Origin of the sequence: Streptomyces sp. NPDC001315, from assembly GCF_042896175.1 — a bacterium.
Taxonomy (GTDB): Bacteria; Actinomycetota; Actinomycetes; order Streptomycetales; family Streptomycetaceae; genus Streptomyces.
In genome coordinates this window covers 40,019-62,823 of sequence record NZ_JBIAWZ010000024.1, presented here as the reverse complement: position 1 = coordinate 62,823, position 22,805 = coordinate 40,019, and the positions used below count along the sequence as shown (strand labels likewise).

21 protein-coding genes and 1 pseudogene are annotated in these 22,805 nt (G+C 70.8%); 14 read left to right on the top strand and 8 right to left on the bottom strand.

What is annotated here, in order from left to right; genetic code table 11:
• Positions 1 to 136 precede the first annotated feature (136 nt).
• Positions 137 to 688: a DinB family protein gene (locus ACFY16_RS37155; protein WP_390651630.1), complete on the bottom strand. Its 552-nt coding sequence runs from the start codon at positions 686 to 688 to the stop codon at positions 137 to 139.
• Between the two features lie 287 nt (positions 689 to 975).
• A complete protein-coding gene (locus ACFY16_RS37150; RefSeq protein WP_390651629.1) occupies positions 976 to 1,860 on the bottom strand; it encodes a helix-turn-helix transcriptional regulator in 885 nt (294 codons plus the stop codon).
• A gap of 190 nt (positions 1,861 to 2,050) precedes the next feature.
• On the opposite strand from ACFY16_RS37150, the gene ACFY16_RS37145 reads away from it, so the two are divergent.
• The gene (locus ACFY16_RS37145) at positions 2,051 to 3,511 is read left to right on the top strand and encodes an MFS transporter (protein ID WP_390651628.1); all 1,461 of its coding nucleotides are present in this window, start codon (positions 2,051 to 2,053) and stop codon (positions 3,509 to 3,511) included.
• 104 nt (positions 3,512 to 3,615) lie between these two features.
• On the opposite strand, the gene ACFY16_RS37140 is transcribed toward ACFY16_RS37145, so the two are convergent.
• Positions 3,616 to 3,903, bottom strand: coding sequence for a PaaI family thioesterase (locus tag ACFY16_RS37140; protein WP_390651627.1), 288 nt, complete (start codon positions 3,901 to 3,903; stop codon positions 3,616 to 3,618).
• Between the two features lie 6 nt (positions 3,904 to 3,909).
• Between ACFY16_RS37140 and ACFY16_RS37135 the strand changes: the two genes are divergently transcribed.
• From ACFY16_RS37135 to ACFY16_RS37125, 3 genes are all read left to right on the top strand, one after another.
• Complete coding sequence (locus ACFY16_RS37135; RefSeq protein WP_390651626.1) at positions 3,910 to 4,455, top strand: TetR family transcriptional regulator C-terminal domain-containing protein; 546 nt, start codon at positions 3,910 to 3,912, stop codon at positions 4,453 to 4,455.
• Positions 4,456 to 4,526: 71 nt separating this feature from the next.
• Positions 4,527 to 5,123 carry a Chromate resistance protein ChrB gene (locus ACFY16_RS37130; RefSeq protein WP_390651625.1) on the top strand — a complete coding sequence of 199 codons (597 nt, stop codon included), beginning with the start codon at positions 4,527 to 4,529 and terminating at the stop codon, positions 5,121 to 5,123.
• A 26-nt stretch (positions 5,124 to 5,149) separates the two neighbouring features.
• Positions 5,150 to 6,298: an MFS transporter gene (locus ACFY16_RS37125; RefSeq protein ID WP_390651674.1), complete on the top strand. Its 1,149-nt coding sequence runs from the start codon at positions 5,150 to 5,152 to the stop codon at positions 6,296 to 6,298.
• 18 nt (positions 6,299 to 6,316) lie between these two features.
• Here the strand turns inward: ACFY16_RS37125 and ACFY16_RS37120 are convergent, their stop codons facing one another.
• Together ACFY16_RS37120 and ACFY16_RS37115 are read right to left on the bottom strand one after the other, a co-directional pair.
• Positions 6,317 to 6,526 (bottom strand): DedA family protein, encoded by a 210-nt coding sequence (locus ACFY16_RS37120; RefSeq protein ID WP_390651624.1) that lies wholly within the window; start codon positions 6,524 to 6,526, stop codon positions 6,317 to 6,319.
• A gap of 216 nt (positions 6,527 to 6,742) precedes the next feature.
• The gene (locus tag ACFY16_RS37115; RefSeq protein WP_390651623.1) at positions 6,743 to 7,369 is read right to left on the bottom strand and encodes a hypothetical protein; all 627 of its coding nucleotides are present in this window, start codon (positions 7,367 to 7,369) and stop codon (positions 6,743 to 6,745) included.
• Positions 7,370 to 7,765: 396 nt separating this feature from the next.
• Here ACFY16_RS37115 and hemL point away from each other — a divergent pair, with 396 nt between their 5' ends.
• The 9 genes and pseudogenes from hemL to ACFY16_RS37070 all read left to right on the top strand — a co-directional run bounded on the left by hemL (position 7,766) and on the right by ACFY16_RS37070 (position 16,830).
• Complete coding sequence (gene hemL, locus ACFY16_RS37110; RefSeq protein ID WP_390651622.1) at positions 7,766 to 9,100, top strand: glutamate-1-semialdehyde 2,1-aminomutase; 1,335 nt, start codon at positions 7,766 to 7,768, stop codon at positions 9,098 to 9,100.
• Entirely contained in the window at positions 9,097 to 9,801 is a 705-nt protein-coding gene (locus ACFY16_RS37105) for a histidine phosphatase family protein (RefSeq protein ID WP_390651621.1), read from the top strand. Before hemL ends, ACFY16_RS37105 begins: the two co-directional genes overlap by 4 nt.
• A 201-nt stretch (positions 9,802 to 10,002) precedes the next feature.
• Positions 10,003 to 11,292, top strand: coding sequence for a hypothetical protein (locus ACFY16_RS37100; RefSeq protein ID WP_390651620.1), 1,290 nt, complete (start codon positions 10,003 to 10,005; stop codon positions 11,290 to 11,292).
• A gap of 66 nt (positions 11,293 to 11,358) precedes the next feature.
• Positions 11,359 to 11,988, top strand: coding sequence for a TlpA family protein disulfide reductase (locus ACFY16_RS37095; RefSeq protein ID WP_390651619.1), 630 nt, complete (start codon positions 11,359 to 11,361; stop codon positions 11,986 to 11,988).
• A 16-nt stretch (positions 11,989 to 12,004) separates the two neighbouring features.
• Positions 12,005 to 12,763: a cytochrome c biogenesis CcdA family protein gene (locus ACFY16_RS37090; protein WP_390651673.1), complete on the top strand. Its 759-nt coding sequence runs from the start codon at positions 12,005 to 12,007 to the stop codon at positions 12,761 to 12,763.
• A 3-nt stretch (positions 12,764 to 12,766) separates the two neighbouring features.
• Entirely contained in the window at positions 12,767 to 14,500 is a 1,734-nt protein-coding gene (locus tag ACFY16_RS37085) for a cytochrome c biogenesis protein ResB (RefSeq protein ID WP_390651618.1), read from the top strand.
• Positions 14,497 to 15,594, top strand: a complete 1,098-nt coding sequence (gene ccsB / locus ACFY16_RS37080; RefSeq protein WP_390651617.1) for a c-type cytochrome biogenesis protein CcsB — start codon at positions 14,497 to 14,499, stop codon at positions 15,592 to 15,594. The genes ACFY16_RS37085 and ccsB overlap by 4 nt, the downstream gene beginning before the upstream one ends.
• Before the next feature lie 88 nt (positions 15,595 to 15,682).
• Positions 15,683 to 16,159: pseudogene (locus tag ACFY16_RS37075) on the top strand (RNA polymerase sigma factor); the annotation flags it as partial.
• A complete protein-coding gene (locus ACFY16_RS37070) occupies positions 16,087 to 16,830 on the top strand; it encodes a CU044_5270 family protein (protein ID WP_390651616.1) in 744 nt (247 codons plus the stop codon). The pseudogene ACFY16_RS37075 and the gene ACFY16_RS37070, both read left to right, overlap by 73 nt.
• Here ACFY16_RS37070 and ACFY16_RS37065 read toward each other — a convergent pair.
• Positions 16,820 to 18,448: an IS200/IS605 family accessory protein TnpB-related protein gene (locus tag ACFY16_RS37065; RefSeq protein ID WP_390651615.1), complete on the bottom strand. Its 1,629-nt coding sequence runs from the start codon at positions 18,446 to 18,448 to the stop codon at positions 16,820 to 16,822. The two genes, ACFY16_RS37070 and ACFY16_RS37065, sit on opposite strands and share 11 nt — an antisense overlap.
• A gap of 209 nt (positions 18,449 to 18,657) precedes the next feature.
• Between ACFY16_RS37065 and ACFY16_RS37060 the strand changes: the two genes are divergently transcribed.
• Entirely contained in the window at positions 18,658 to 19,071 is a 414-nt protein-coding gene (locus ACFY16_RS37060; RefSeq protein WP_390651614.1) for an SRPBCC domain-containing protein, read from the top strand.
• A gap of 11 nt (positions 19,072 to 19,082) precedes the next feature.
• On the opposite strand, the gene ACFY16_RS37055 is transcribed toward ACFY16_RS37060, so the two are convergent.
• Both ACFY16_RS37055 and ACFY16_RS37050 read right to left on the bottom strand, forming a co-directional pair.
• Positions 19,083 to 20,633 (bottom strand): hypothetical protein, encoded by a 1,551-nt coding sequence (locus ACFY16_RS37055; protein ID WP_390651613.1) that lies wholly within the window; start codon positions 20,631 to 20,633, stop codon positions 19,083 to 19,085.
• Positions 20,633 to 22,774 carry a hypothetical protein gene (locus ACFY16_RS37050; protein WP_390651612.1) on the bottom strand — a complete coding sequence of 714 codons (2,142 nt, stop codon included), beginning with the start codon at positions 22,772 to 22,774 and terminating at the stop codon, positions 20,633 to 20,635. The genes ACFY16_RS37055 and ACFY16_RS37050 overlap by 1 nt, the downstream gene beginning before the upstream one ends.
• Positions 22,775 to 22,805 lie beyond the last annotated feature (31 nt).

Sequence of the window (22,805 nt, the reverse complement as noted above, 5' to 3'; positions counted from 1 at the left end):
GCTTCACGGACGCCGAGGCCGACCGCGCCTCGGCCGCCGTCTTCACGTACGTCCTGGGCAGGGCCCTGGCCATCTCCGCCACCGCGTCCCTCACCCGCCGCCTGGCCGGGGCCGGGGCCGGGACAACTCAGGTGGCTCAGAGCCCGATCTCGCCGTCGATCCGCTCGCGCAGGAGATCGGCGTGGCCGTTGTGGCGGGCGTACTCCTCGACCATGTGGATGAGCACCCAGCGCAGCGAGACGGTCCCGCGCCATGAGTCGACCCCCTGGACATCGAGATCGGCCGCCTCGTTCACGAACGCTTCGGCGAACGCCACTTCGCCCCGCCACGCCTCCCACGAAGCCGCCACCACCGCCGGATCGGACACGGCGCCGTCGAAGTCCCCGTCGGGCTCGGCCACGGACGAGAACAGCGCGGGCGCGTCCTGCCCGGCCAGCACCCGCCGGAACCAGCGCCGCTCGACATCGGCGAGATGCCGGACGATCCCGAGCAACGACAACGTGGACGGCTCCACCGCCCGCAGCACCAACTCCGTCCCCAGCCCTGAGCACTTCAATTCGAGCGTGGCGCGCTGGGCGGCCAGGACGTCGGTGAGCAGGCGTCGTTCGCCGGCGGTGGCGGGGGTGGCGAAGCGGGCGGCGCTGTCGGCACCGGGGAACAGATCGCCTCTTCTGGTGGACTTGGCCATGCACACATGATCGGCCACGGGCTCGGGACCGGGCCAGGCAGTAAGGCTGCTGCCCTGCCAGAGGGGCCGGCGGCCGGGCGGTGAGTGCTTCGGTGATCTGCGCGGGTTCCATGCCGGTCGTGAGCCACTGAGTGACGGCCGAGTCAGCTCGGTCACCTCGCGCCGCGAAAGGATCAGCCGGGAATCGATGAATTGCGCAGGGATCCGGGGGGCTACAGCCCTCGCCCACGCCCGCCTCGGCCCGTCCGAGCCGCCGTACGCCGGGCAGCGCGGCGCCTGAGCTGTCGTCAGGGTCGTACGGCGGCAGCGCTGTCGGCGGATGTCGAAGCGGTGACGTTGCCGAGGAGTCGTAGCGCCGCCTCCGACGGGGAGTCGGGCTCGGCGGTGTAGGCGATCAGGCGCCGGCCGGAGGTGCCGGGGATGTCGAGGCTCTCGAAGCTGAGCTCCATCGCGCCGACGAGCGGATGGTGCAGTTGCTTCACTCCCGATGTGCAGGTGCGCACCGGGTGCCGGGCCCAGCGGGAGGCGAACTCGGAGCAGTTCATGGCGAGGTGACCGACGAGCCCGGCCAGGGAGCGGTCGTCGGGGTGGCGCCCGGCGACCAGGCGGAGGGAGGCGACGGCGAGCTGCGCCTCCTCGTTCCAGTTCGGGTACTGGTCCCGGTACTGCTCGTCCAGGAAGAGCATCCGAGTCAGGTTGGGGCGGGCGGCCGGTGTGTCCGGGCACTCGGGAGCCAGATGGCCGGCGAGCAGCGCGTGGCCCAGCCGGTTCCAGGCGAGGACGTCGGTGCGCCGGTCCAGGACGAGGGCCGGTACGTCGGTCATGGCTGCGAGCAGTTGCCGGGCCGAGGGACTGGCGTACTCCACCCGGGGCGGAGCGGGGCGGGACGCGGGGGTGGGGCGGGCGAGGGCTTTCAGGTGGGCGGTCTCGTCGTCGGTGAGGCGCAGAGTACGCGCGATCGACTCCAGTACGGCGTCCGAGGCGCTGGTGGCGCGGCCCTGTTCGAGGCGGGTGTAGTGGGTGATGCTGACGCCCGCCAGCATCGACAGTTCCTCGCGGCGCAGCCCGGTGACGCGACGGCGGGTCGGGTGCGGCGTGATGCCGACGTCCTCGGGGCGCAGTGCGGCACGGCGGGACTTGAGAAAGTCGCCCAGTTCGGACGGAGTGTCCATCAACGCCTCCCGTGTCATGGCTCCGACGTTCTCCATGGTGCCCGCAGGCGCCGCCGCTCGGGGCCGTAAGGGTGGTCCTGCGATGACTACTCTCGCGCCGGCTGTGCCAGGCAGGGTTCTGGCTGGGATGACGGCCGCGGGCGAGCCTTCTTTCTCCGCAACTCTGCGTGAGAGGAAGGGACTCGACATCATGTCCGTCATCGATTCGGAGGCGGCCGGTACCGCACCCGGGGTCGGACCCGGTGCCGCCGTCGGCACGGCTCCGGCCGAACTCACCCCCCGGCTGCGGCTGGTGCTCGTACTGCTGCTCGCGGCCCAGTTCATGCTGGCCGTGGACTTCTCCATCCTGAACGTGGCGCTGCCGGTGATCGGTGAGGGCCTCGGCTTCTCCCTGGCGCACCTGCAGTGGATCGCCACCTCGTTCGCCCTGTGCGCCGCGGGCTTCACGCTGCTCTTCGGCCGGGTCGCGGACCTGTTCGGCCGGCGGCGGCTGTTCCTCGGCGGTCTCGTCGTACTCGGCGCGGCCTCGCTGGTGGGCGGCCTGGCGCAGAACCCGGAGACGCTGATCGCGGCCCGTGTCTTCCAGGGACTGGCCACCGCGGCGGTGACCCCGGCGGGGCTGTCGCTGCTGACGACCTCGTTCCCGGAAGGGCCTTTGCGGGAGAAGGCGCTCGGCCTCAACGGGGCGTTGATGTCGGCCGGGTTCACCACCGGAGCGATTCTCGGCGGTGTGCTGACGGACCTGCTGTCGTGGCGGTGGGCGTTCTTCGTCAACGTGCCCGTCGCCCTCGCCGTCCTGTTCGTCGCGCCGACGGTCATCAAGGAGTCCCGGCCCGACGAGCGCCCGAAGCTGGACGTGCCCGGTGCCGTCAGCGTCACACTCGGCCTGCTGGCCGTCGTGTTCGGCTTCGCTCAGGCCGGTGAGCACGGCTGGGGTTCGTCGCCGGTGCTGCTGTCGCTGGCGGCGGGCGTCGTGCTGCTGCTCGTCTTCTTCGCCGTCGAACGCAGGGTGTCCGCGCCGCTGGTCCCCCTCAGCGTGCTCGGCAAGCGGTCGGTGGCCTGGGGCAACGTCGCCGGTCTGATCGCGTTCCTCACGGAGACGTCCCTGGTCTTCCTGATGACCCTCTACCTCCAGGAAGTGCTCGGCTTCTCCCCGCTGGGCGCGGGCCTGTCCTTCGGCGTGCTGGGCATCGGCACGGTCGTCGGCGGCTCGATCGCGCCCAAGGCCATCGGGAGGGTCGGCAGCAAGGCGACGCTGATCACCGGCGGGGTCCTGCAGACCCTCTTCACGGCGGCCCTGCTCGGCCTCGGTGACGGCCGCTCGTGGATGTGGCTGTTGTTGGTCGCCACCTTCGCCGGCGGTGTCGGCAACATGCTCGTCATCGTCGGTTTCATGGTCACCGCCACCTCCGGGCTCGCCGACCATGAACAGGGCCTGGCGACGGGCCTGGCCACCATGACCCAGCAGATCGGCATCACCATGGGCACGCCGATCATGAGCGCCATCGCCACCGCCGCCATGACCGGATCCGGGGACTCGGACATCCTCGGCGGCCTGAAGGTCGCGGTCGCGGTGAACGCCGCGATCGTGCTCCTCGGCGTCCTCACCAGCGCCCTGTTTCTGCGCGGCGCCCGGTCGCGTGCGAAGTGACGGTGGCGGCTCGGAGCAGTTCTCGATGCCTCAGCTTCGCGATCCGATCCAGCCAGTCCATGGCAGCCGATCGTGGACGGGCCGGCCCGAACCGTGGGTGCTGCTCAGGACGGCTGCATGCCGGGGAACAGAGCGCGGGCGCGGTGCGGGTCGGGGGCGACGAAGGTCCCTTCAGCCGTGACGAGCTCCGTGTCAGGGTCTGCCCGGCTGGTGATCGATCCGCTCACGAAGATCTTGCGGTCGTCTGTGCCGGTGACTCGCGCGAGGATGCGCAGGGGTGTTTGCAGCGGGACCGGGCGGTGATAGCGCATCTGGAGGGAGACGGTCAGGCCGGGCATCCCGGCTGCCGCGCAGGCGCGGCCCATGAGTTCGTCCAGGAGCATCGCGCTCATGCCACCGTGGCCGTAGCCGGGCGGACCTTCGTGAGGGATGCCGAGGGCGCACTCGCCGATCAGGCCGTCGTCGGCGGGCGTGACCCGCATCGGCGGGGCGAGCGGGCTGCCGGCTCCGGTGACCGGGCTGTATATCCGTGTTCCCGTGGGGAATTCGTCGACTTCGGGGATCTCGCCCCTGGCGCGTCGTCGCCCCGCGAGCTGCCCGGTGAGGGTACGGACGCCGCCCTGTGGCGCGCGATCGTCGTGGAGAGTGACTTCCGCGCCGGCTGCCCGGTCCTGGCCGTGGCCATCGAGGAGCCCCCGGCCGACGATGAGATCCCGCCCGCCCTGGCTGCCGCAGCCGAGGTCTTCGATCAGTGGGAGAACCTTCTGGCCACCTCGCTGCGGGAACACGGCGCTGAGGCGGAGCAGTCCGCGCAGCTCGCCACGCTCGTCGTCGCGGCCGTCGAGGGGACGGTCGCCCTGTGTCGGGCCAAACGCAGCACCGAGCCGCTCGACCGCACCGCCGGGCAGCTGCAGGCGCTCATCGCCGGCGCGATCAAGCGCTGACGCCCGCCCCGGAGGGGGCTGGTTGAGGCACCGCTACTCAGAGACAGGTAACGGGCGTTACATTTCCCAGTGTGTCCAGCAAGACCAGCGAGTCCGGCAAGTCCCCGAAGCAGGCGGCGACGGGACAGTGGCTCGTTCTCGTGGTGAAGCTGCCCGCAGAGCCGTCGCGGCACCGGGTGGCGGTGTGGCGGGAGCTGCGCAGGATCGGCGCGCTCTCGCTCGGTCAGGGCGTGTGGGCCGTTCCGGACGTGCCGGTCTTCGCCGACGGCGTCGGCCGGGCGGTTGCGCTCACTGAGCAGGCGGGCGGACAGGCGGTGGCCTTGACCGCGTGCGGACGCGGGCCCCAGGACGCGACCCGCTTCCAGGCGATGTTCACCGCCGCGCGCTCCGCGGACTGGGCGGAGTTCCTCGCGGACTGCGGCAAGTTCGAGGCTGAGCTGGCCAAGGAGATCCGGACCGCCAAGTTCACGCTGGCCGAGCTGGAGGAAGAGGAGCAATCGCTGGAGCGGCTGCGGCGCTGGCACCGTGACCTGACCGTGCGCGACGTGTTCGGCGCTCCGGAGGCGGCCGAGGCCGGCGAACGGCTCAGGCAGTCCACCGCCGCCTGCGAGGACTACGCCGAGCGGGTCTTCGCCGCACTCCACCAGATACCGGAGGAGGAGCAGTGACCGCACAGGCGGCCCCCGCGCGGCAGATGTGGCCGCTGTACGCGTCGGGGTTCACCACTGCCTTCGGCGCGCACGGCATCGCCGCCAACCTCGGCGGCCACGGCAATGGCGCTGTCACCTCGTTGCTGGTGCTGGGCGGTCTGCTCGCGCTGTACGACGGTGCCGAGGTGGTGCTGAAGCCGGTGTTCGGCACCCTCGCCGACCGGATCGGCGCGCGTCCTGTCCTTCTCGGCGGCCTGGTCGCCTTCGCTCTCGCCTCCGCGCTGTACGCCCTCGCCGACAGCCCCGGCTGGCTCTGGGCCGCGCGCCTCGGCCAGGGAGCCGCGGCCTCCGCCTTCTCCCCGTCGGCCTCGGCCCTGGTGGCCCGGCTCAACCCGGCGGTCAAGCACGGCCGGGCCTTCGGGAGTTACGGCTTCTACAAGTCCATCGGCTACACCCTCGGGCCGCTGCTCGGCGGCGTCCTGGTCTGGGCTGGCGGACTGCGCCTGCTCTTCACCGTACTGGCGGTGCTCGGCGCTACGGTCGCGCTCTGGGCCGCGCTCGCCGTCCCCGACGTACCGCCGCTGCCCAAGGCCCGGCAGACACTCCTGGACCTGGGCCGCCGGCTGGCCGACCCGGTCTTCCTCGCCCCGACGGCCGCGCTCGCCGCGGCCACCGCGGCGCTGTCGGTAGGCGTCGGCTTCCTGCCCGTCTCCGGCCGGGCGGCAGGGCTGGGCACCGTTGCGACCGGGGCAGCGGTGTCGGTACTCGCCGGATGCGCGGCCGTCGTCCAGCCGCGAGCAGGGCGCGCTCTGGACGACGGCCGCCTCACCACTCGGACCGGCCTTGCCGCGGGGCTGTCGGTCACCGCCGCGGGGCTGGCCTGCGCGATGCTGCCGGGACTGACCGGCATCCTCGTCGGGGCCGCCCTGATCGGCGTCGGCACGGGCCTGATCACCCCGCTCGGCTTCGCCGCCCTGGCTGCGGGGACCCCCGTCGAACGCCTGGGCCAGACCATGGGCACCGCCGAACTCGGCCGCGAACTCGGCGACGCGGGCGGTCCGCTGCTCATCGCCGTCGTCGCCTCACTCGCCACGCTCACCTACGGCTACGGGGCGCTCGCGGCCCTGATCGGGCTGGGCGCGGTGGTCGTGCTCGCTCGCTGTCGCCGGGTGTCGGCCGTACCCGAACGCTAGACGTGAACAGTCCCCGGGTCAGTCCTGGTGCTGGCGGCGCCATACGTGCCGGAGGACGAGTGCGGCGACCAGGACGACCAGGGCGATGAGTGCGTAGAGCTGGTAGCGGCTGATCTCGTCGTAGATGGCGGTGATGTGGCTGCCGGCCACATAGGCGAGGCTCGCCCACAGGCCGACCCACAGCGCGGCGCCGATGGCGTTGAAGACGAGGAAGCGGCGCCAGGGCATGCCGCTGGTGCCCGCCCGGGGTGGCCGTCGACGTCCACCGCGACCCGGTCCTCGGCCTGGACCGTCAGGTCGAACGCGGCGACGGCGACCCCCACGTGCCGGTGGCCCAGGTCCACGCCGACGACGGTTCTTCTGTGGAGGAGCCGCCGCAGCCCCGTCCGGGACATGACGAGGGCGGAGCCCGAAAGCCCCGCCCGAACACCACGAAACCCCAGGTCAGGGCCACACCAGGCAGTACGGCTGATGCCCCGCCTCATGCAGCCGATGGCTGAAGTCCTGCCATTCGTGCAGCAACTGGTACACGTTGAAGGCGTCTCGCGGCCCGCCCCGGTCCGGCACCGTCGACCAGATGAACGCCGCCGCGCCCACCGCTTCCTCGCCGATGTCGCGCAGGGGATCGACGACCGTCATGGGGAGTTTCACGACCGCGTAGTCGGGGTGCAGGACGACCAGTTCCAGGGGCGGCACCTTGTGGAGGGGGACGCCTTCGATGCCGGTCAGCACCATGGCCGCCATCGTCTCCGGCTTGATCTTGGTGAACATGCCGTTCATGCCGAGCTCGTCGCCGCCGAGTTCCTCGGGGCGCATCGAGATCGGGACGCGGGCCGCGGTCGCGCCGTCCGGCGCGCCGAAGTATTTGTACGTCACCCCCACCCGACCACCATTCCTGCTCCCCGCCCGGAGCCGGTCGACCTCGCGGTCGCGCCGGTCGGGCTCCATCGGTCCACCGTGTGTCTGACGTGCTTCGGTCGATTCCTCCGCGTCGCGCCGGTGCCTTCCCCGCCGGGCACGTCGAGGACCCAGGTCGTCAGTCCCCTCGCCCAGTCCGCCACCGCGATGCATATCTCCACCCGACTGCTTTTCTAGGACGCGTGGCCCCCGCCGCGCAACCCGATCATCGTGTCAGTGACCTCCCCCACGGCCGCTCGCCGAAACGTGCGGTTAAACACCTGCCCGCAGGATCTTCGCAGCCCTGAGCGCGCCTGTGCGGAAGCCCCCGAGCCGAGCTGCGTGTAGCTGTGTGTATCAGGTCCCAGTTTCGCAGATGGCAGGGGGCGGTCCACCGGTTTGCCGAGGTCCGGCCCCGCTCGTGCACGGCCGGTGCACGGCCGGTACGCCGCCGATACGCGGGGTCGCCCCCACTGCTCCCTGCCCTTCCCCGCCCCTGGCCTACCCTGAGGATGTCACGCAGCAAGCGGAGTCCGAGCAAGTCGGAGAAGGTCGGAGAAGTCGCAGGTCATGAGCGAATCGCCCTCTTCAGGAGCGCCCTATCCCTACGAAGCGCCTGTGTCGCAGGCCCTGTTCGACCGTGCGGCCACCGTCACACCGGGCGGTGTGAACTCCCCGGTCCGTGCCTTCCGTGCCGTGGGCGGTACGCCCCGGTTCATGGTGTCCGGCAACGGTCCGTATCTGACCGATGCGGATGGCCGTGAATACGTCGATCTCGTGTGTTCCTGGGGGCCCATGATCCTCGGACACTCCCACCCCGAGGTCATCGCCGCGGTGCAGGCGGCCGTCTCTCACGGTACGTCCTTCGGCACTCCCGGTGAGGGCGAGGTCGCGCTCGCCGAGGAGATCGTCGAGCGGGTCGAGCCCGTGCAGCAGGTGCGGCTCGTGTCCAGCGGCACCGAGGCCACCATGTCCGCCATCCGGCTCGCGCGCGGGTTCACCCGGCGGGCCAAGGTGATCAAGTTCGCCGGGTGCTATCACGGGCACGTCGACTCCCTGCTCGCCGCGGCCGGCAGCGGCGTGGCCACCTTCGCCCTGCCCGACACCCCCGGCGTCACCGGGGCCCAGGCCGGCGACACCATCGTCCTGCCCTACAACGACCTCGAGGCGGTGCACGAGGCCTTCCACGCCCACCCCGGCGAGATCGCCTGCGTCATCACCGAGGCCTCGCCCGGGAACATGGGTGTCGTGCCGCCGCTGCCCGGGTTCAACCAGGGCCTCAAGGCCGCCTGCGCCCAGAACGGGGCCCTGTTCATCTCCGACGAGGTCATGACCGGCTTCCGCACCAGCAAGAGCGGCTGGTACGGGATCGACGGAGTCACCCCCGACCTCATGACCTTCGGAAAGGTCATGGGAGGCGGGTTCCCCGCAGCCGCCTTCGGGGGGCGCGCCGATGTCATGGGCCACCTCGCGCCCGCCGGGCCCGTCTACCAGGCCGGCACCCTCTCCGGGAACCCGGTCGCCACCGCCGCCGGGCTCGCCCAGCTGCGCCTCCTCGACGACGCCGCGTACGACAAGGTCGACGCCGTGTCGCGGCAGATCCAGACGCTCGTCTCCGAGGCCCTCAGCAAGGAAGGCGTCGCGCACACGCTGCAGAGCGCCTCCAACATGTTCTCCGTCTTCTTCACGGACCGTCCGGTCCGCAACTATGAGGACGCCAAGGCGCAGGAGTCCTTCCGCTTCACCGCCTTCTTCCACGCGCTGCTGGCGAACGGCGTCTACCTGCCGCCGTCGTCCTTCGAGTCCTGGTTCGTGTCCACGGCCCACGACGAGCGTGCGGTTCAGCGGATCGCCGACGCCCTTCCGGCGGCGGCCCGAGCGGCGGCGGAGGCCACGGCAGCATGAGCAACGGCAACGGCAACGGCAACAGCAGCAGCGACCTCACCGTCGTACACCTCATGCGGCACGGCGAAGTAGCCAACCCCGACGGGATCCTCTACGGGCGGCTGCCCGGGTACCACCTGTCCGAGCTGGGGCGGCAGATGGCCGACCGGGTCGCCGAGCACCTCGCCTCCCGCGACGTCACGTATGTCGTCGCCTCCCCGCTGGAGCGGGCGCAGGAGACGGCGACGCCGATCGCCAAGGCGCACGGGCTGGACCTCGCCACCGACGCGCGGCTCATCGAGGCCGGCAACGTCTTCCAGGGCAAGACCTTCGGTGTCGGGGACGGCGCGCTGCGCAAGCCCGACAACTGGAAGCACCTCGTCAACCCGTTCAAGCCGTCGTGGGGCGAGCCGTACGTCGACCAGGTCGTGCGGATGATGGGGGCGCTGGACGCCGCCAAGGACGCGGCCCGTGGGCACGAGGCCGTGCTCGTCAGTCATCAGCTGCCGATCTGGACCGTGCGGTCGTACGTCGAGCGGCGGCGGCTGTGGCACGACCCGCGCAAGCGGCAGTGCACGCTCGCCTCGCTGACGACCTTCACGTACCAGGGCGACAAGATCGTGTCCGTCGGCTACACCGAGCCCGCCCGCGACCTCGTCCCGGCCCATCTCCTCGCGGGCGCCAAGCCGGTGAAGGGGCAGGGCAAGGCCTTCGGGGCGTAGCCACCGGCGCCGGCCGCGGAGCACAGACGCCGGCCGCGAGGGGTGTGGGCGTCGGCCGCGAGGCGTAAGGAAAGCGGTCCACGGGGCTCTATGACACGCTCGTGACATTTGTTGCGGGACCGGTGTGATCGCGGGGAACCTCCTCGTTCGTCGCGTCCTCTGAATGGGTGACCACCAGAGAACGCGACGAACGGGAATGCGATGCCCACTCTGACACGTAGGGGAGCACTCGGTCTCGGCGCGGGCGCCGCGGCCGCCGTCGGACTCGCGGGGTGCGGCACCCTCACACCATCGGACAGTTCGACCCACGCCGGCGGTTCCCGAAAGCCCGGTGGTGGTCCGACCCACACCGCCCGCCCCCTCGGAGACGGCTCGACCTCCTTCACCGGCAAGCAGCCGCACCAGCCCGCCCGACCCGAGCCGCTGGAGCCCGGCCAGGAGCCGCCACAGTTCGTGATCTTCTCCTGGGACGGGGCCGGTGAGGTCGGCAACGGGCTCTTCCCGCGCTTCCTGGACCTCGCCAAGGAGCACGGCGCGAGCATGACCTTCTTCCTCTCCGGGCTGTATCTGCTGCCCGAGTCGAAGAAGCGGCTCTACGACCCGCCCAACAACCCGCGCGGCGCCTCCGACATCGGCTACCTCAACGACGACCACGTCAGGGCCACGCTCACCAACGTCCGCCGCGCCTGGCTCGAGGGCCACGAGATCGGCACCCACTTCAACGGCCACTTCTGCGGCGGCTACGGCACGGTCGGCAACTGGACCCCGCAGCAGTGGAAGAGCGAGATCGCGCAGGCGAAGGCGTTCGTGAAGGAGTGGCGGACCAACACCGGGTGGACCGATCTGCCGGCCCTGCCCTTCGACTACGACAAGGAACTCGTCGGCGGCCGTACGCCCTGCCTCCTCGGCCAGGACAACCTGCTGCCCGCCGCCCGCGAGCTCGGCTGGCGCTACGACGCCTCCTCGCCCGGCGGCCGGCAGATCTGGCCCGAGAAGCGGCAGGGGATCTGGGACCTGCCGTTGCAGCAGATTCCTTTCCCCGGACACCGGTTCGAGGTCCTCTCGATGGACTACAACATCCTCGCCAACCAGTCGATCAACTCCACCAAGGCGCCCGCCTACAACTACCCGGGCTGGCGACAGCAGGCCGCCCAGGCATACATAACTGGCTTTCAGCGGGCATACGAGACAAACCGTGCACCCTTCTTCATCGGCAACCACTTCGAGCAGTGGAACGGCGGCATCTACATGGACGCCGTGGAGCAGGCGTTCAAGCACATCGCGCAGGAGAAGGAGAAGGAGAAGGGCGCGGACGTACGGCTGGTCTCCTTCCGGCAGTTCGCGGACTGGCTCGATGTGCAGCGGCCGGAAGTGGTCGCCAAGCTGCGCACGCTGGAGGTCGGTCAGCAGCCGACCGGCGGCTGGAAGGAGTTCCTGAAGGACACCACGGCCGCCTCCGCGACCGCCACGGCCTCCCAGGACGCCGCCTGAAATGCGGGTTTCCGCCCACAAGGGGGGTGCGCAAGATCCTCGGAACGGGCATGCGAAACTTTTCACATGAGTGCCGCCAGCAGCGCCCCCCTGTGCTCGACGACCTGGATCCGCTCGCGCCGCGCCGCCCTGACCACCGTCGGTGCCGCCGTGGCCGCGCTGCTGCTGTCCGCGTGCAGCTCCGGGGGCACGTCCGGCGGAGGCGGCAACACCAACTTCGTCATGGGCAAGGACGGCATCGCGACCGCCGACAAGGGGGAGCGGGCCGCCGCACCCGACCTGTCCGGCAAGACCGTCGACGGCAAGCAGCTCGACGTCGCCGACTACAAGGGCAAGATCGTCGTCCTGAACGTGTGGGGCTCCTGGTGCCCGCCGTGCCGCGCCGAGGCGCCTGACTTCGAGAAGGTCTTCCAGGACCTCAAGGGGCAGGGCGTGCAGTTCGTCGGAATCAACACCCGCGACACCAGCACCAGTCCCGCGCGCGCCTTCGAGAAGCAGTACGGCGTCAGCTACCAGAGCCTGTACGACCCGACGGGCAAGCTGATGCTCCGCTTCGGCAAGGGCACCCTCAACCCGCAGGCGATCCCCTCCACGCTCGTACTCGACCGGGACGGGAAGATCGCCGCCCGCTCGCTGTCCGCGCTCAGCGAGGAGAAGCTGCGCAAGATGATCTCCCCGGTCCTCGCGGAGAAGTGACGTGACCGGAGTGTCCATGCTCGCCGCGGCGACGGACCCGAACCAGACGGTGCTCAACGGCGCCCTGCTCGTCGCCCTGCCCATCGCGCTGCTCGGCGGACTCGTCTCCTTCTTCTCCCCGTGCGTCCTGCCGCTCGTCCCCGGCTATCTGTCCTATGTCACCGGCGTCACCGGCACCGACCTGGCCGAGGCCAGGCGCGGACGGATGGTCGCGGGCGCCTCCCTCTTCGTGCTCGGCTTCACCGCCGTGTTCGTCTCCAGCGGAGCGCTGTTCGGCTATTTCGGTGACACGCTCCAGAGCCAGCGGGGCGTCCTGTCCAAGGTGCTCGGCGCGCTCATGATCCTCATGGGTGTCTTCTTCATGGGGCTGATGCCCTGGCTCACCCAGCGGGAGTTCCGCTTCCACAAGCGGCCCGTGACCGGACTGATCGGTGCCCCCCTGCTGGGTGCGCTGTTCGGCATCGGCTGGACGCCCTGCATCGGCCCGACTCTCGCCTCCGTGCTGGCGCTCTCCTCCCAGCAGTCGAGCGCGGGCCGCGGTGCCATACTGACCGTCGCCTACTGCCTCGGCCTCGGTGTGCCCTTCGTGCTCGCCGCGGTCGCCTTCCGCAAGGCGCTCGGCGCCTTCGGCTGGGTCAAGCGCCACTACACCTGGGTGATGCGCATCGGCGGCACCATGATGATCGTGACCGGTGTGCTGCTGCTGACCGGTGCCTGGGACCACCTGGTGCAGGACATGCAGTCCTGGTCCAACGGCTTCACTGTGGGGATCTGATCGATGAGCAAGACGACAACCGGCACGCCGACTGGTGAGCCCCAGGCCGCCCCGGACGACCAGGACCTGAGTGCCGCCGGCTCCCAGCTGTCGACCGCGCCCCAGGAGTCGTCGGCCAACCTGCCCGGCATGGGCGTCATCGGCTGGGCCCGCTGGTTCTGGCGGCAGCTGACCTCCATGCGGGTCGCGCTGCTGCTGCTCCTGCTGCTGGCGCTCGGCGCGATCCCCGGCTCGCTGATCCCGCAGTCCGGGACCGACGCGACGAAGGTCGCCGACTTCCGCGACGCCCACGAGACCCTCGCGAGCGTCTACGACAAGCTCGGCCTCTTCCACGTCTACAGCTCGGTGTGGTTCTCCGCGATCTACATCCTGCTGTTCGTCTCGCTCATCGGCTGCATCGTGCCCCGCACCTGGCAGTTCGTGGGCCAGTTGCGCGGCCGCCCGCCGCGCGCGCCCAAGCGGCTGACCCGGCTGCCCGCGTACACGACCTGGCGCACCGAGGCCGAGCCCGAGCAGGTCCGCGAGGCCGCGCTCGCCCTGCTGAAGAAGCGCCGCTTCCGCGCCCACCTCGCTGATGACGCCGTCGCAGCCGAGAAGGGATATCTGCGGGAGGTCGGCAACCTCGCCTTCCACATCGCGCTGATCGTGATGCTGACCGCCTTCGCCTGGGGCCAGCTGTTCAAGTCCGAGGGCAACAAGCTGATCGTCGAGGGCGACGGCTTCTCCAACACGCTGATCTCCTACGACGACTTCAAGTCCGGCAATCTCTTCGGCACCGACGACCTGGAGCCGTTCAGCTTCGTCCTGGACAAGTTCACCGGCACCTACGAGCTCACCGGCCCCAACAAGGGCACTCCGCGCACCTACCAGGCGGCCATCACCTACAGCAAGGGCGCCTACGGCAAGGAGAAGAAGACCACCGTCAAGGTCAACGAACCGCTGGAGATCGGCGGCTCGAAGGTCTACCTCACCGCCCACGGCTACGCCCCCGTCGTGACCGTCAAGGACGGCAAGGGCAATGTCGTCTTCCACAACGCCGTACCGCTGCTGCCGCTGGACTCCAACGTCAGCTCCTCCGGCGTGGTCAAGGTCATGGACGGCTACAAGAACCCCAAGGGCGTCTCCGAACAGCTCGGCTTCCAGGCGTTCTTCCTGCCGACCTACGGCGGGGGCGCCTCGGTGTCCTCGCAGTTCCCGGCGCTGCTGAACCCGGTGCTCAACCTGGAGGCGTTCCACGGCGACCTCGGCGTCGACTCGGGCATCCCGCAGAGCGTGTACCAGCTCGACAAGACGCACATGAAGGGGTTCAAGGACTCCAAGGGCGAGCAGCTGAGGAAGAACCTGAAGCCCGGTCAGACCATGACCCTCCCGAACGACGCCGGCTCGATCACCTACGAGGGCACCAAGCAGTGGGCGAACTTCCAGGTCACGCAGCAGCCCGGCAGCGGCTGGGCGCTCGGCGGCGCGGTCGCCGCGATCTTCGGTCTCGCCGGCTCCCTGTTCATCCAGCGCCGCCGGGTGTGGGTGCGGGCGGTGAAGGGCGCGGACGGCGTGACCGTCGTCGAGATGGCCGGGCTCGGCCGCAGCGAGTCCGCCAAGGTACCCGAGGAGCTCGGCGACCTCGCCGGGATCCTGTACGACCAGGCCCCCGGGGCTCCCGACCCTGACGACGACCCCTCAGATTCCCCCAAACCCGACCCCCAAGTCGTACCTGCCGAAGGGGCTGAGCCGAATTGACTCTCGCCGCCACAACCGAGTTGGCCACCGCGACCAACGAACACCTCGCGAACATCAGCAACACGCTGATCTACTCCGCGATGGCCGTCTACACCCTGGCCTTTTTCGCGTACATCGCCGAATGGCTCTTCGGCAGCCGCAGCAAGGTCGGCCGCACCGCCGCCGCGCTGACCTCCACGCCGGCGGCGAAGAAGGCACCGGCCGTCACCGTGAAGAACGCCGGCGGCACCGCCGTACTGGAGCGGCCGAAGGTCGTCGTGCGGGCCGCGACCGGCTCCCGCGACGTGCCCGACGGGCCGGGCGCGCACGGCGGTGACGAGCAGGGCGACCTCTACGGGCGTATCGCCATCTCGCTCACCGTGGTCGCCTTCCTCGTCGAGCTGGCCGGCGTGATCGCCCGCGCCGCCTCGGTGCAGCGGGCGCCGTGGGGCAACATGTACGAGTTCAACATCACCTTCTCCACCGTCGCCGTCGGTGTGTACCTCACGCTGCTCGCGCTGAAGAAGAACGTCCGCTGGCTCGGCCTGTTCCTGATCACCACGGTCCTCCTCGACCTCGGTGTCGCCGTCACTGTCTTGTACACCGCCAGCGACCAGTTGGTTCCCGCCCTCCACTCGTACTGGCTGTACATCCACGTCTCCACGGCGATCCTGTGCGGCGCGGTCTTCTACGTCGGCGCGGTCGGCACGATCCTCTACCTCTTCAAGGACTCCTACGAGAACAAGCTGGCGAGCGGCGGCAAGCCCGGCCGTTTCGCGACCTCGTTCCTGGAGCGGCTGCCCGCCTCGTCCTCGCTCGACAAGTTCTCCTACCGCGTCAACGCGGCCGTCTTCCCGCTGTGGACGTTCACGATCATCGCGGGCGCGATCTGGGCGGGCGACGCGTGGGGCCGCTACTGGGGCTGGGACCCCAAGGAGACCTGGGCCTTCATCACCTGGGTCGCCTACGCCTGCTACCTGCACGCCCGCGCCACGGCCGGCTGGAAGGGCCGCAAGGCCGCGTACATCGCGCTGATCGCCTTCGGCTGCTGGCTGTTCAACTACTACGGCGTGAACATCTTCGTCTCCGGCAAGCACTCCTACGCGGGCGTGTAACGAGCTCACCGTCGAGGCCGGTTCCCCTGACCCATGTCACGGGAACCGGCCTTCGTCGTACGGACGGGCAAGGGGAGTGGAGACGAATCTGCGGAAGCGCGTCCGCGCGGGGGACCACGACGCCTTCGGCGACCTCTTCGACGCGTACGCACGCTCCGTCTACAACCATGCCTACCGCCTGACGGGGGAGTGGAGCACGGCGGAGGACGTCGTCTCGCTGACGTTCCTGGACGCCTGGCGGCTTCGGGACCGGCTCGACGAGGAGGGCGGTTCACTGCGCCCCTGGCTGCTCGGCATCGCCACCAACGTCGCGCGCAACACCCGCCGCGCCGCCCGAGAACACGCGGCGGCCGTCGCCCGCCTCCCGCGCGACGAGACCGTACGCGACTTCGCCGACGAGGTCGCCGCGCGCCTCGACGACACCGACCGACTGGCCCTCGTGCAGACGGCCCTGGCGAAGCTGCGTCGGGTCGAGCGTGAGGTGCTGGCGCTGTGCGTGTGGTCCGGGCTGGACTACCAGGCCGCCGCGGAGGCGCTCGGGGTGCCGGTGGGGACGGTGCGGTCGCCGTCACCTTCGTCGTCCTGCCGTCGTCCGGCGGCGCCGATGCGAAGGCCCAGCCGCCCACCAAGGCCACCGTGGCCCTGTTGGAGGACATCGCCCTGGCGGCCGAGCAGGAGCCGTCCTACGGCGAGATCCGCGACGACCAGTTCGTGTACGTGGACAGCAAGGTGTCGTACGCGCAGTACCAGGACGGCAAGAAGACGAAGATCCCGCCGCTGCACCAGCTGGAGAGCTGGCAGTCGGTGGACGGCACCCGCAAGGGGCTGCTGCGGGAGACGGGCCGGGGCCAGTGGGCCAGCGATCCCCAGGCTCAGCCCGGCTACGAGGTGTCCACCAACTACAAGCACCTGGCCACGCTGCCCACCGACCCGGACGAGATGTACGACTGGCTACGCACGACCGCCCCGAAGTACAGCGGCCAGCAGACCGACCAGGCCACGTTCGTGCTGGTCGGCGACCTGATCCGGGACGCCATCGTGCCGGCCGAGCAGCGCGCGGCGTTCTACCGCGCGGTCGCGCGGATTCCCGGAGTGACGCTCGTGCCGGACGCCGCCGACGCCGCCGGGCGGCACGGGGTCGCGATCGCGCGCAAGGACCCCGACAACCCGACCATCGACGAGTGGATCTTCGACAAGAAGACTCACGCGCCGTGCGGAACCGTTCCTAGAGACTGAGCGGGAGCGAGTCCTGTTGCCAGGTCTCATGCTCAGCCGAACACCCCGAACGGTGTTGGGTGTTCTGGTTGCCCGCGTTCGCTCCGCTTCCGGCGCCGACGGATCGTGTCCGTGGTCCGGGGATGCGGGGGCGGGGTCCCTCACGCCCCGAGGCGCCCGGTCCGGCCTGGACGGTCCGATGCCCGTACCCATCGCTCTGGTGGGTACGGGGCGGTGTCGTCCGTCGCCGGATCGGGTGCCCCAGGGCGCGCCTGCCGATCGCCACGGCGGCCGCGTCGTGCCGCGTGGTCTTGCGTTTGGTGCCGCTGAGGGGTTTCTGCCAGTGCTGGGCGCCCCACTTGGAGGTGTAGGCGGGGTCGACGGCGACCAGGGGGATGCCGAGTTCGGCGGCCATGGATGCCAGCCGGGCCCGCAGCCGGGCCACGGGCATGCCGGAGATCAGGTGGCGGAAGCGTTTGCGGCGGCCGTGCTTCTCCCGGGTGGTCTCGGCGCTGAAGTCCAGGTCCTCGACCGCGATCGCGAGGCCATGCCGGGCGGCCCAGTGCAGGAGGCGGATGAGGGCGTGGCGCACCTGCGCATCCCGGTGTTGTGAGCTGCCGGTCAGGTCGTAGTCGAACCGGAGCGGGGAGCCGACCGGGTTGCCGTGCGCGTCCAGCCGCCAGGCGGCCAAGTGATCGGCGTTGGTGTCCACACCGACCAGACCGCTCGCCTGGGCGGTGGCCAGGGGCACGGTCTGGACCAGGGGGATCGTCCACGAGGCAGTCAGGTACCAGCGGTCCCTGTCGGTGGCTTCGTGGATGCGGTAGGCCACCGCCCGGTTCGCCTGCACGCGGTCGCGCCACTGCTCGCCCCGGTGCGGGAACGAAACGCGGGCGGCGAGCATGTACCGCCCGTGCGGGGTGTTGGCGAGGTGGGCCAGCGGGGCGGGGAGCCTGATGCTGACCTCGCCGCCGGGGCTGACGCGGATCGTCTCGTTGCCGTACCGCTTGCCGGACTCGCCGTCGGCTTGGAGGAAGCGGCGCGAGGCTTCCCACCGGCGACGCCACTCTGCCTCGGTGAGCTGGGCCTGCTCCAGGTGGCGCCGGGTGGTGAGCAGCCGTTTGCCGCCCCGTACCACGCGCACCCGCCCGGCCTCCCGGTCGGCGCGCTCCTGCTCCAGCCGGTTCTCCAGCACGTGCAGGCGGCGGGTCTTGGCGAACCACTCGCTCGTGTTGCGGTAGCCGCCCGGAGCCCGCTTCGAGCCCTTCGCCCCGACCGGGAGCAACAGTCGGTGCCGGATCGTGTCGATCCCGGCCTCCAGGTTCTGGAGGTGCGCGGCCTGGCCGCGCCTTGCCAGCGCCCACTGATCATGCGTGGCCTTCGTGATGCTGCCCGCCCACCGCGACGAGGACTGACCGGTCAGATCCCGCTTACGCTCGGCCCACCGGTCGCTGTCGTGGTCCAGCCCTACCGCACACCGCGCCTTCAGATCCCGGGAGGCCAGGGAGCCGAGGTGGCCGCCGACCAGCCGCAGCACCTCCTCGTCCCGGGCGGTGAGCCCCTTGAGTCGGTCACGGATCGCCACGCCGGACGGCCCGGGCACCACGAACGGCGCCGCCACCTCCCGCAATCCGCCCACCCCATCACCCCCGCCCGGCTCGAAACACCCCGTCACCGCACTCAACGACCACCGTGCACAAAGGTCACGCATTCGATGCAAGAACTCCAGTTCTCTTCCGTGGCCCGGGCACGCCACAGAAGGGGCACCCACTCATGCACCCCAGAACGCGCTCAACCGCCGTCAAGGGCAACAGTGCGGAACCCCTCCCGAAGGGTCAGGCTGGTGGCATGACCGGTTCCATCGAGCAAGGCACCAGCCTGACCCACGGGCACACGCACATCCTGCACTTCCTGGTGCGGCTTCCCCGGCCCATGGAGAAGGTCTGGCCGGCGCTGGCCACCCAGGAGGGGCTCGCCGGCTGGTTCACCGAGGCCGAGGTCCTCGAGCCGCGGCTCGGCGGCGCGGTCACCCTGCGTGAGCTGGGCAGCGGGCAGGTCACCGCGTGGGACGTGGACCGGGTCGCCGAGTACACGGTGGAGGGCGGCGGCCGGATCCGCTTCCATCTGGAGCGGGACGGGGACGAGGCTGCCGTACTGCGGTTCACGCACGAGTTCCGGGGGGAGGGCGAGTCCGAGCCGCGCTGGCGGGCTCGATTCGAACGGCTGATCGGACGACTCGAGCGGTCGGGTGGTGCCGCTTAGCGGTTGCCGTGTCAGGACGGCGGCAGGCACTCCTTCCCCGGCGGCTTTCCTTCCGGCCAGGCGATCTTCACGAAGCGGGAGCGGCCGTCCGGGGTGAGTTCCACGATCGGTACGGCCTTGTCGTACGGGTTGCCGTGGACGTCCAGGCAGATCCAGCCGCTCGCCCCGGTCACCCGCAGTGAGCCCTTGACCTGCGGCCACTGCAGGCCGACGTCGGCGAGGGGCGGGACCACCTCGCCGTCGGGGGTGGCCTCGCGGATGCCGTGGACGGCCAGCTGCATGGCGTCGTAGGCGATGATCAGCTGGCCGTCGGCCAGGCCGATCGTGCCGATGGGTCCGATCGGCTCCCGCTCGCTGCTCGCCAGCAGCCGGTCCAGGACCTGTGCGTCCTTCGCCGAGCCGCCGGTCGCCACGGGGTCCGTCGTCCAGGCGTCGGGGTGGGCGAGGGCGGTGTAGCGCACCGAAAGGTTGTGCTTGAGGGCGTCCCGGTCGAGGTCCTTGTCGCCGGTGAGGTACGAGCCCTCGTCGCCCGTCAGCACCGTGAACTCGCGGTTCTGGCAGCCGCGTCCGCCCAGTGCGTTGATGAATTGCCGCAGCTGGGTGTGCCGGCCCGCGAACAGGATCGTGTCCGTGCCCGGTGACGTGTCGCAGACGAGGTGCGTGATCTGGCGGAAGGTGTTGGCCGTCGTGCCCTCCTTGCTGCGGTCGGCCGGCGGGGTGAAGGGCTGCGGCTCGTACGGCGAGCCCTCGATCAGCTTCGCGAACGACTTCTGCAGCGTCCGCGTGTACGGGTCGCCCGGCTTGTCGTACACCAGCAGCGCCTTGCCCGCCGTCACCTTGGCGAAGGAGGCCAGTGCGCGGGCCTCGTCCGTGTTGGTCGGGGAGACCCGGGCCAGGCCCGGGAAGGGGTCCGTGCCGTTCTGGCCGTTGGCCAGGTCGTCGGCGGTGATGGAGCTGCCGATCACCGGGATCCCGCGCCGGGTCAGCTCCGCCACGGCCTTCTTGTTGTTCTCCGTGCTCATGCCGACCCCGGTGACCGCCCGCAGCCGGTCCGCGCCCTTCGTCATCCGCTCCAGCTCGTCGATCGTGTACTGCCAGTGCTCGCCGGTGGCCCCGGGGTTGGCGAGCACCAGCCGGATCGCCGGGTTCTGTCCGTTGGAGGCATGGTTGGCCTGGTACTGCGCCAGATACGCGCCCTGAAGCTCGTGCTGCACGTCCGCCAGGTTGTCGGCGTCGGTCGCCGTGAACGGCTCCAGCAGCGCGACGGTGACGTAACTGCCAGACTTCAGGGAGTCGTTCTCGCGGTTGATCGCCTTGATGGTGTCAGCGAACTGGGCGTGCCCGAAGTCGTACGTCGTCGCCGACACCCCGACGCACTCCGCGCTGCCCTCGGGGCGTACGACGCCCCTCGCGCACGAGCGGTCGGTGCGGGTGAGGGCGGTGATCCCGAAGTACAGCCCGGCCACCACCCCTGCCGTCAGCAGCAGGGCCAGGCAGCGGTAGAGCGGGATCGCCAGGATCTCGCGCACCCACGCCACCAGGCCTCTTCCCCTGCGCGCCATCACGTCTCCCCGTCCCGGTCGTCGGACTCGTCACCGTCCGGAGTGCGCAGCGGCCGCCCGGCGAGCGCGTCCCGCGGCCAGTCCTGCGAGGCCTGCCACAACAGCGCGCCGCCCGTCTCCGGCATGTCCGACAGCTGGAGCAGCTCGAACTGGAGCCGGTCGCACACCCGGGCGTCGGGCAGCACCAGCGGATCGGTGAGCTGCCAGACCGCGTGCAGCAGCCGCCGTACGCGCTGGTGCAGCAGCGGGTCCACGCCCTCCGGCGGCTGCTGCCGGGTGCCCGAGCGGTCGAGAGCGATCGCCGCCCGCCGGTCGTCCGGGCCCGCGAAGTCGCGGCCCGCATCGTCGTGCGCGTGGAAGTACGGCGCCGAGGTGAGGAAGCGGAGCGTGTCCAGCCAGGTCCGGGTGTCGAGGGAGTGGAAGGTGTCGCGCAGGTACGCCACCGCTCCCTGGGTGTCCCCCAGGGCGAGTTCGTGGTGGAGGCGGTAGCGGGCGCGGGCCGGGTCGTCGTCCTCGTCGGTGTAGTGCCGGATCAGCGTCTCGTGCACGTCGCGCCATTTGCCGTGGTCCGCGTGCTGGTGGTGCAGCCGGAGCAGCAGCAGGGTGCGGACGAACGGATCGCCCACGAAGTGGCCCGGCGCGGCGGGCAGTCCCTCCTCGGCGAGGCGGGCCTCCAGGGTGCGTACGCCGACCGAGCCGAAGTCGTCCGGCAGTTGGGCGTCGGCCAGGGCACACGCCGACTCGTGGTCGTGGGCGGCGGCCAGCACGGTCAGCTCCTCCAGCCGGTCGGACGGGACGAGCTGTTCCAGGAGTTCGTCGCGGGTGGGGCGGCCGTCGTCGGTCTGGTCCTCACGCAGGGTGACCGGCGCGGTGAGCAGCCGGCCCAGTGAGGCGGCCTCCTGCGGGTGTTGGGCGGCGGACGCGGCGAGCAGCGTGATGCCCAGGGGGTTGCCGCCGGTCAGCCGGTGGGTGGCGTGCGGAAGCCGGGGCGGGACCTCGACGTCCTCGCAGACGGCGCCGACGATGTGCAGCGTGTCGTCCGGGGACAGCGGGGGCAGCGACACCAGCAGCGCGCGGGACGCGGGTGAGGTGTCAGCGCGCCAGTCGAAGCGCCGGGCCACTTCGGCGAGTTCGTGCCGGAGGGTGCCGCGCACGGCCGGGAGATCGGGGCCGCGCACGGTGGCGACGAAGACCACCTCGTCGGCGAACCCCTCGGCGCGATCGCGCAGGACCGGCCCGATCAGGCCCGGGCCCGGTCCGGCGTGCGCGTTGTCGAGCAGGACGAGCGGGCGGCCCAGGCGTCTGAGGCGCGAGCCGATGCCCGCGTAGGCCTCGGTGAGATCGGCGAGCAGCGCCCGCACCAAATACCGCTCGGCGTGCTCGCGGGAGGGGCCGTCCGCCCGGAAGTGCTGGGAGAGCAGGATGAGTCCACGGGTGGCGTTGCCGCCCGCGTTCGGATAGGTGCGGTACCAGAGGGACGGTTTCTGCTGCTTGCGGCTGCCGAACCCCTCGGAGACCGACTCCAGGGTCGCCTCGATGGTCGCGGACAGGAACGGGTCCTGGCCCGCGGCCGCCGCGATCACCTTGGCCACCACCCGGCCCGCCATCCGGCCGGCGAAGTGGCCGAACCCCGGGCCGCCGTCGTTCAGCAGCAGGATCCGCCTGAGCTCCCGCCGGATGCGGTCCGCCTCGGCGTCGCGCCAGTCGGGTGCGTGGACGGCGACCAGGCCCGCGAGCAGCCGCGGGAAGGCGATCTTCCCGGCGTGCTTGACCCGTTCGCCGAGCTGCTCGGCGAGCACGAGCAGCGCGTGCGACACCGGCGACCAGGTCTCGGCGGTCTGCTCCGGCCAGGGCCGGGCGAACTCCTCGCTCTCGCAGTCGATCAGCGCCAGCGGCGTGTGCCGGAGCCGCTCGTCCTTGCGGGTCTCCTCCTGGTAGGCCTCCCGCAGTTCGGCCAGCACCGCGCTCTTGCCCAGCCCGCGCCCGCCGCAGAGCACCACGAACGGCAGCTCCCCGGCGTCCGCGACGTCCTTGGCGTCCACGGCACGCAGCTCGTACGGGCGCAGCCCGACGAGCCGCGGAACGAGACCCGCGGGCTCGCTGTCGAACAAGGCACCACGCCCGTGCAGCCCTCTGTGCACCGCATCTCCCCCGAGCGGTCCGGATCTCGTT

Coding starts and splice junctions, on each gene's coding strand:
- ACFY16_RS37155 (WP_390651630.1), bottom strand. CDS start 688: ATGGCCAAGTCCACCAGAAGAGGCGATCTGTTCCCCGGTGCCGACAGC.
- ACFY16_RS37150 (WP_390651629.1), bottom strand. CDS start 1,860: ATGGACACTCCGTCCGAACTGGGCGACTTTCTCAAGTCCCGCCGTGCC.
- ACFY16_RS37145 (WP_390651628.1), top strand. CDS start 2,051: ATGTCCGTCATCGATTCGGAGGCGGCCGGTACCGCACCCGGGGTCGGA.
- ACFY16_RS37140 (WP_390651627.1), bottom strand. CDS start 3,903: ATGAGCGCGATGCTCCTGGACGAACTCATGGGCCGCGCCTGCGCGGCA.
- ACFY16_RS37125 (WP_390651674.1), top strand. CDS start 5,150: ATGTGGCCGCTGTACGCGTCGGGGTTCACCACTGCCTTCGGCGCGCAC.
- ACFY16_RS37120 (WP_390651624.1), bottom strand. CDS start 6,526: ATGCCCTGGCGCCGCTTCCTCGTCTTCAACGCCATCGGCGCCGCGCTG.
- ACFY16_RS37115 (WP_390651623.1), bottom strand. CDS start 7,369: ATGCATCGCGGTGGCGGACTGGGCGAGGGGACTGACGACCTGGGTCCT.
- hemL (WP_390651622.1), top strand. CDS start 7,766: ATGAGCGAATCGCCCTCTTCAGGAGCGCCCTATCCCTACGAAGCGCCT.
- ACFY16_RS37105 (WP_390651621.1), top strand. CDS start 9,097: ATGAGCAACGGCAACGGCAACGGCAACAGCAGCAGCGACCTCACCGTC.
- ACFY16_RS37100 (WP_390651620.1), top strand. CDS start 10,003: ATGCCCACTCTGACACGTAGGGGAGCACTCGGTCTCGGCGCGGGCGCC.
- ACFY16_RS37095 (WP_390651619.1), top strand. CDS start 11,359: ATGAGTGCCGCCAGCAGCGCCCCCCTGTGCTCGACGACCTGGATCCGC.
- ACFY16_RS37090 (WP_390651673.1), top strand. CDS start 12,005: ATGCTCGCCGCGGCGACGGACCCGAACCAGACGGTGCTCAACGGCGCC.
- ACFY16_RS37085 (WP_390651618.1), top strand. CDS start 12,767: ATGAGCAAGACGACAACCGGCACGCCGACTGGTGAGCCCCAGGCCGCC.
- ACFY16_RS37060 (WP_390651614.1), top strand. CDS start 18,658: ATGACCGGTTCCATCGAGCAAGGCACCAGCCTGACCCACGGGCACACG.
- ACFY16_RS37055 (WP_390651613.1), bottom strand. CDS start 20,633: ATGGCGCGCAGGGGAAGAGGCCTGGTGGCGTGGGTGCGCGAGATCCTG.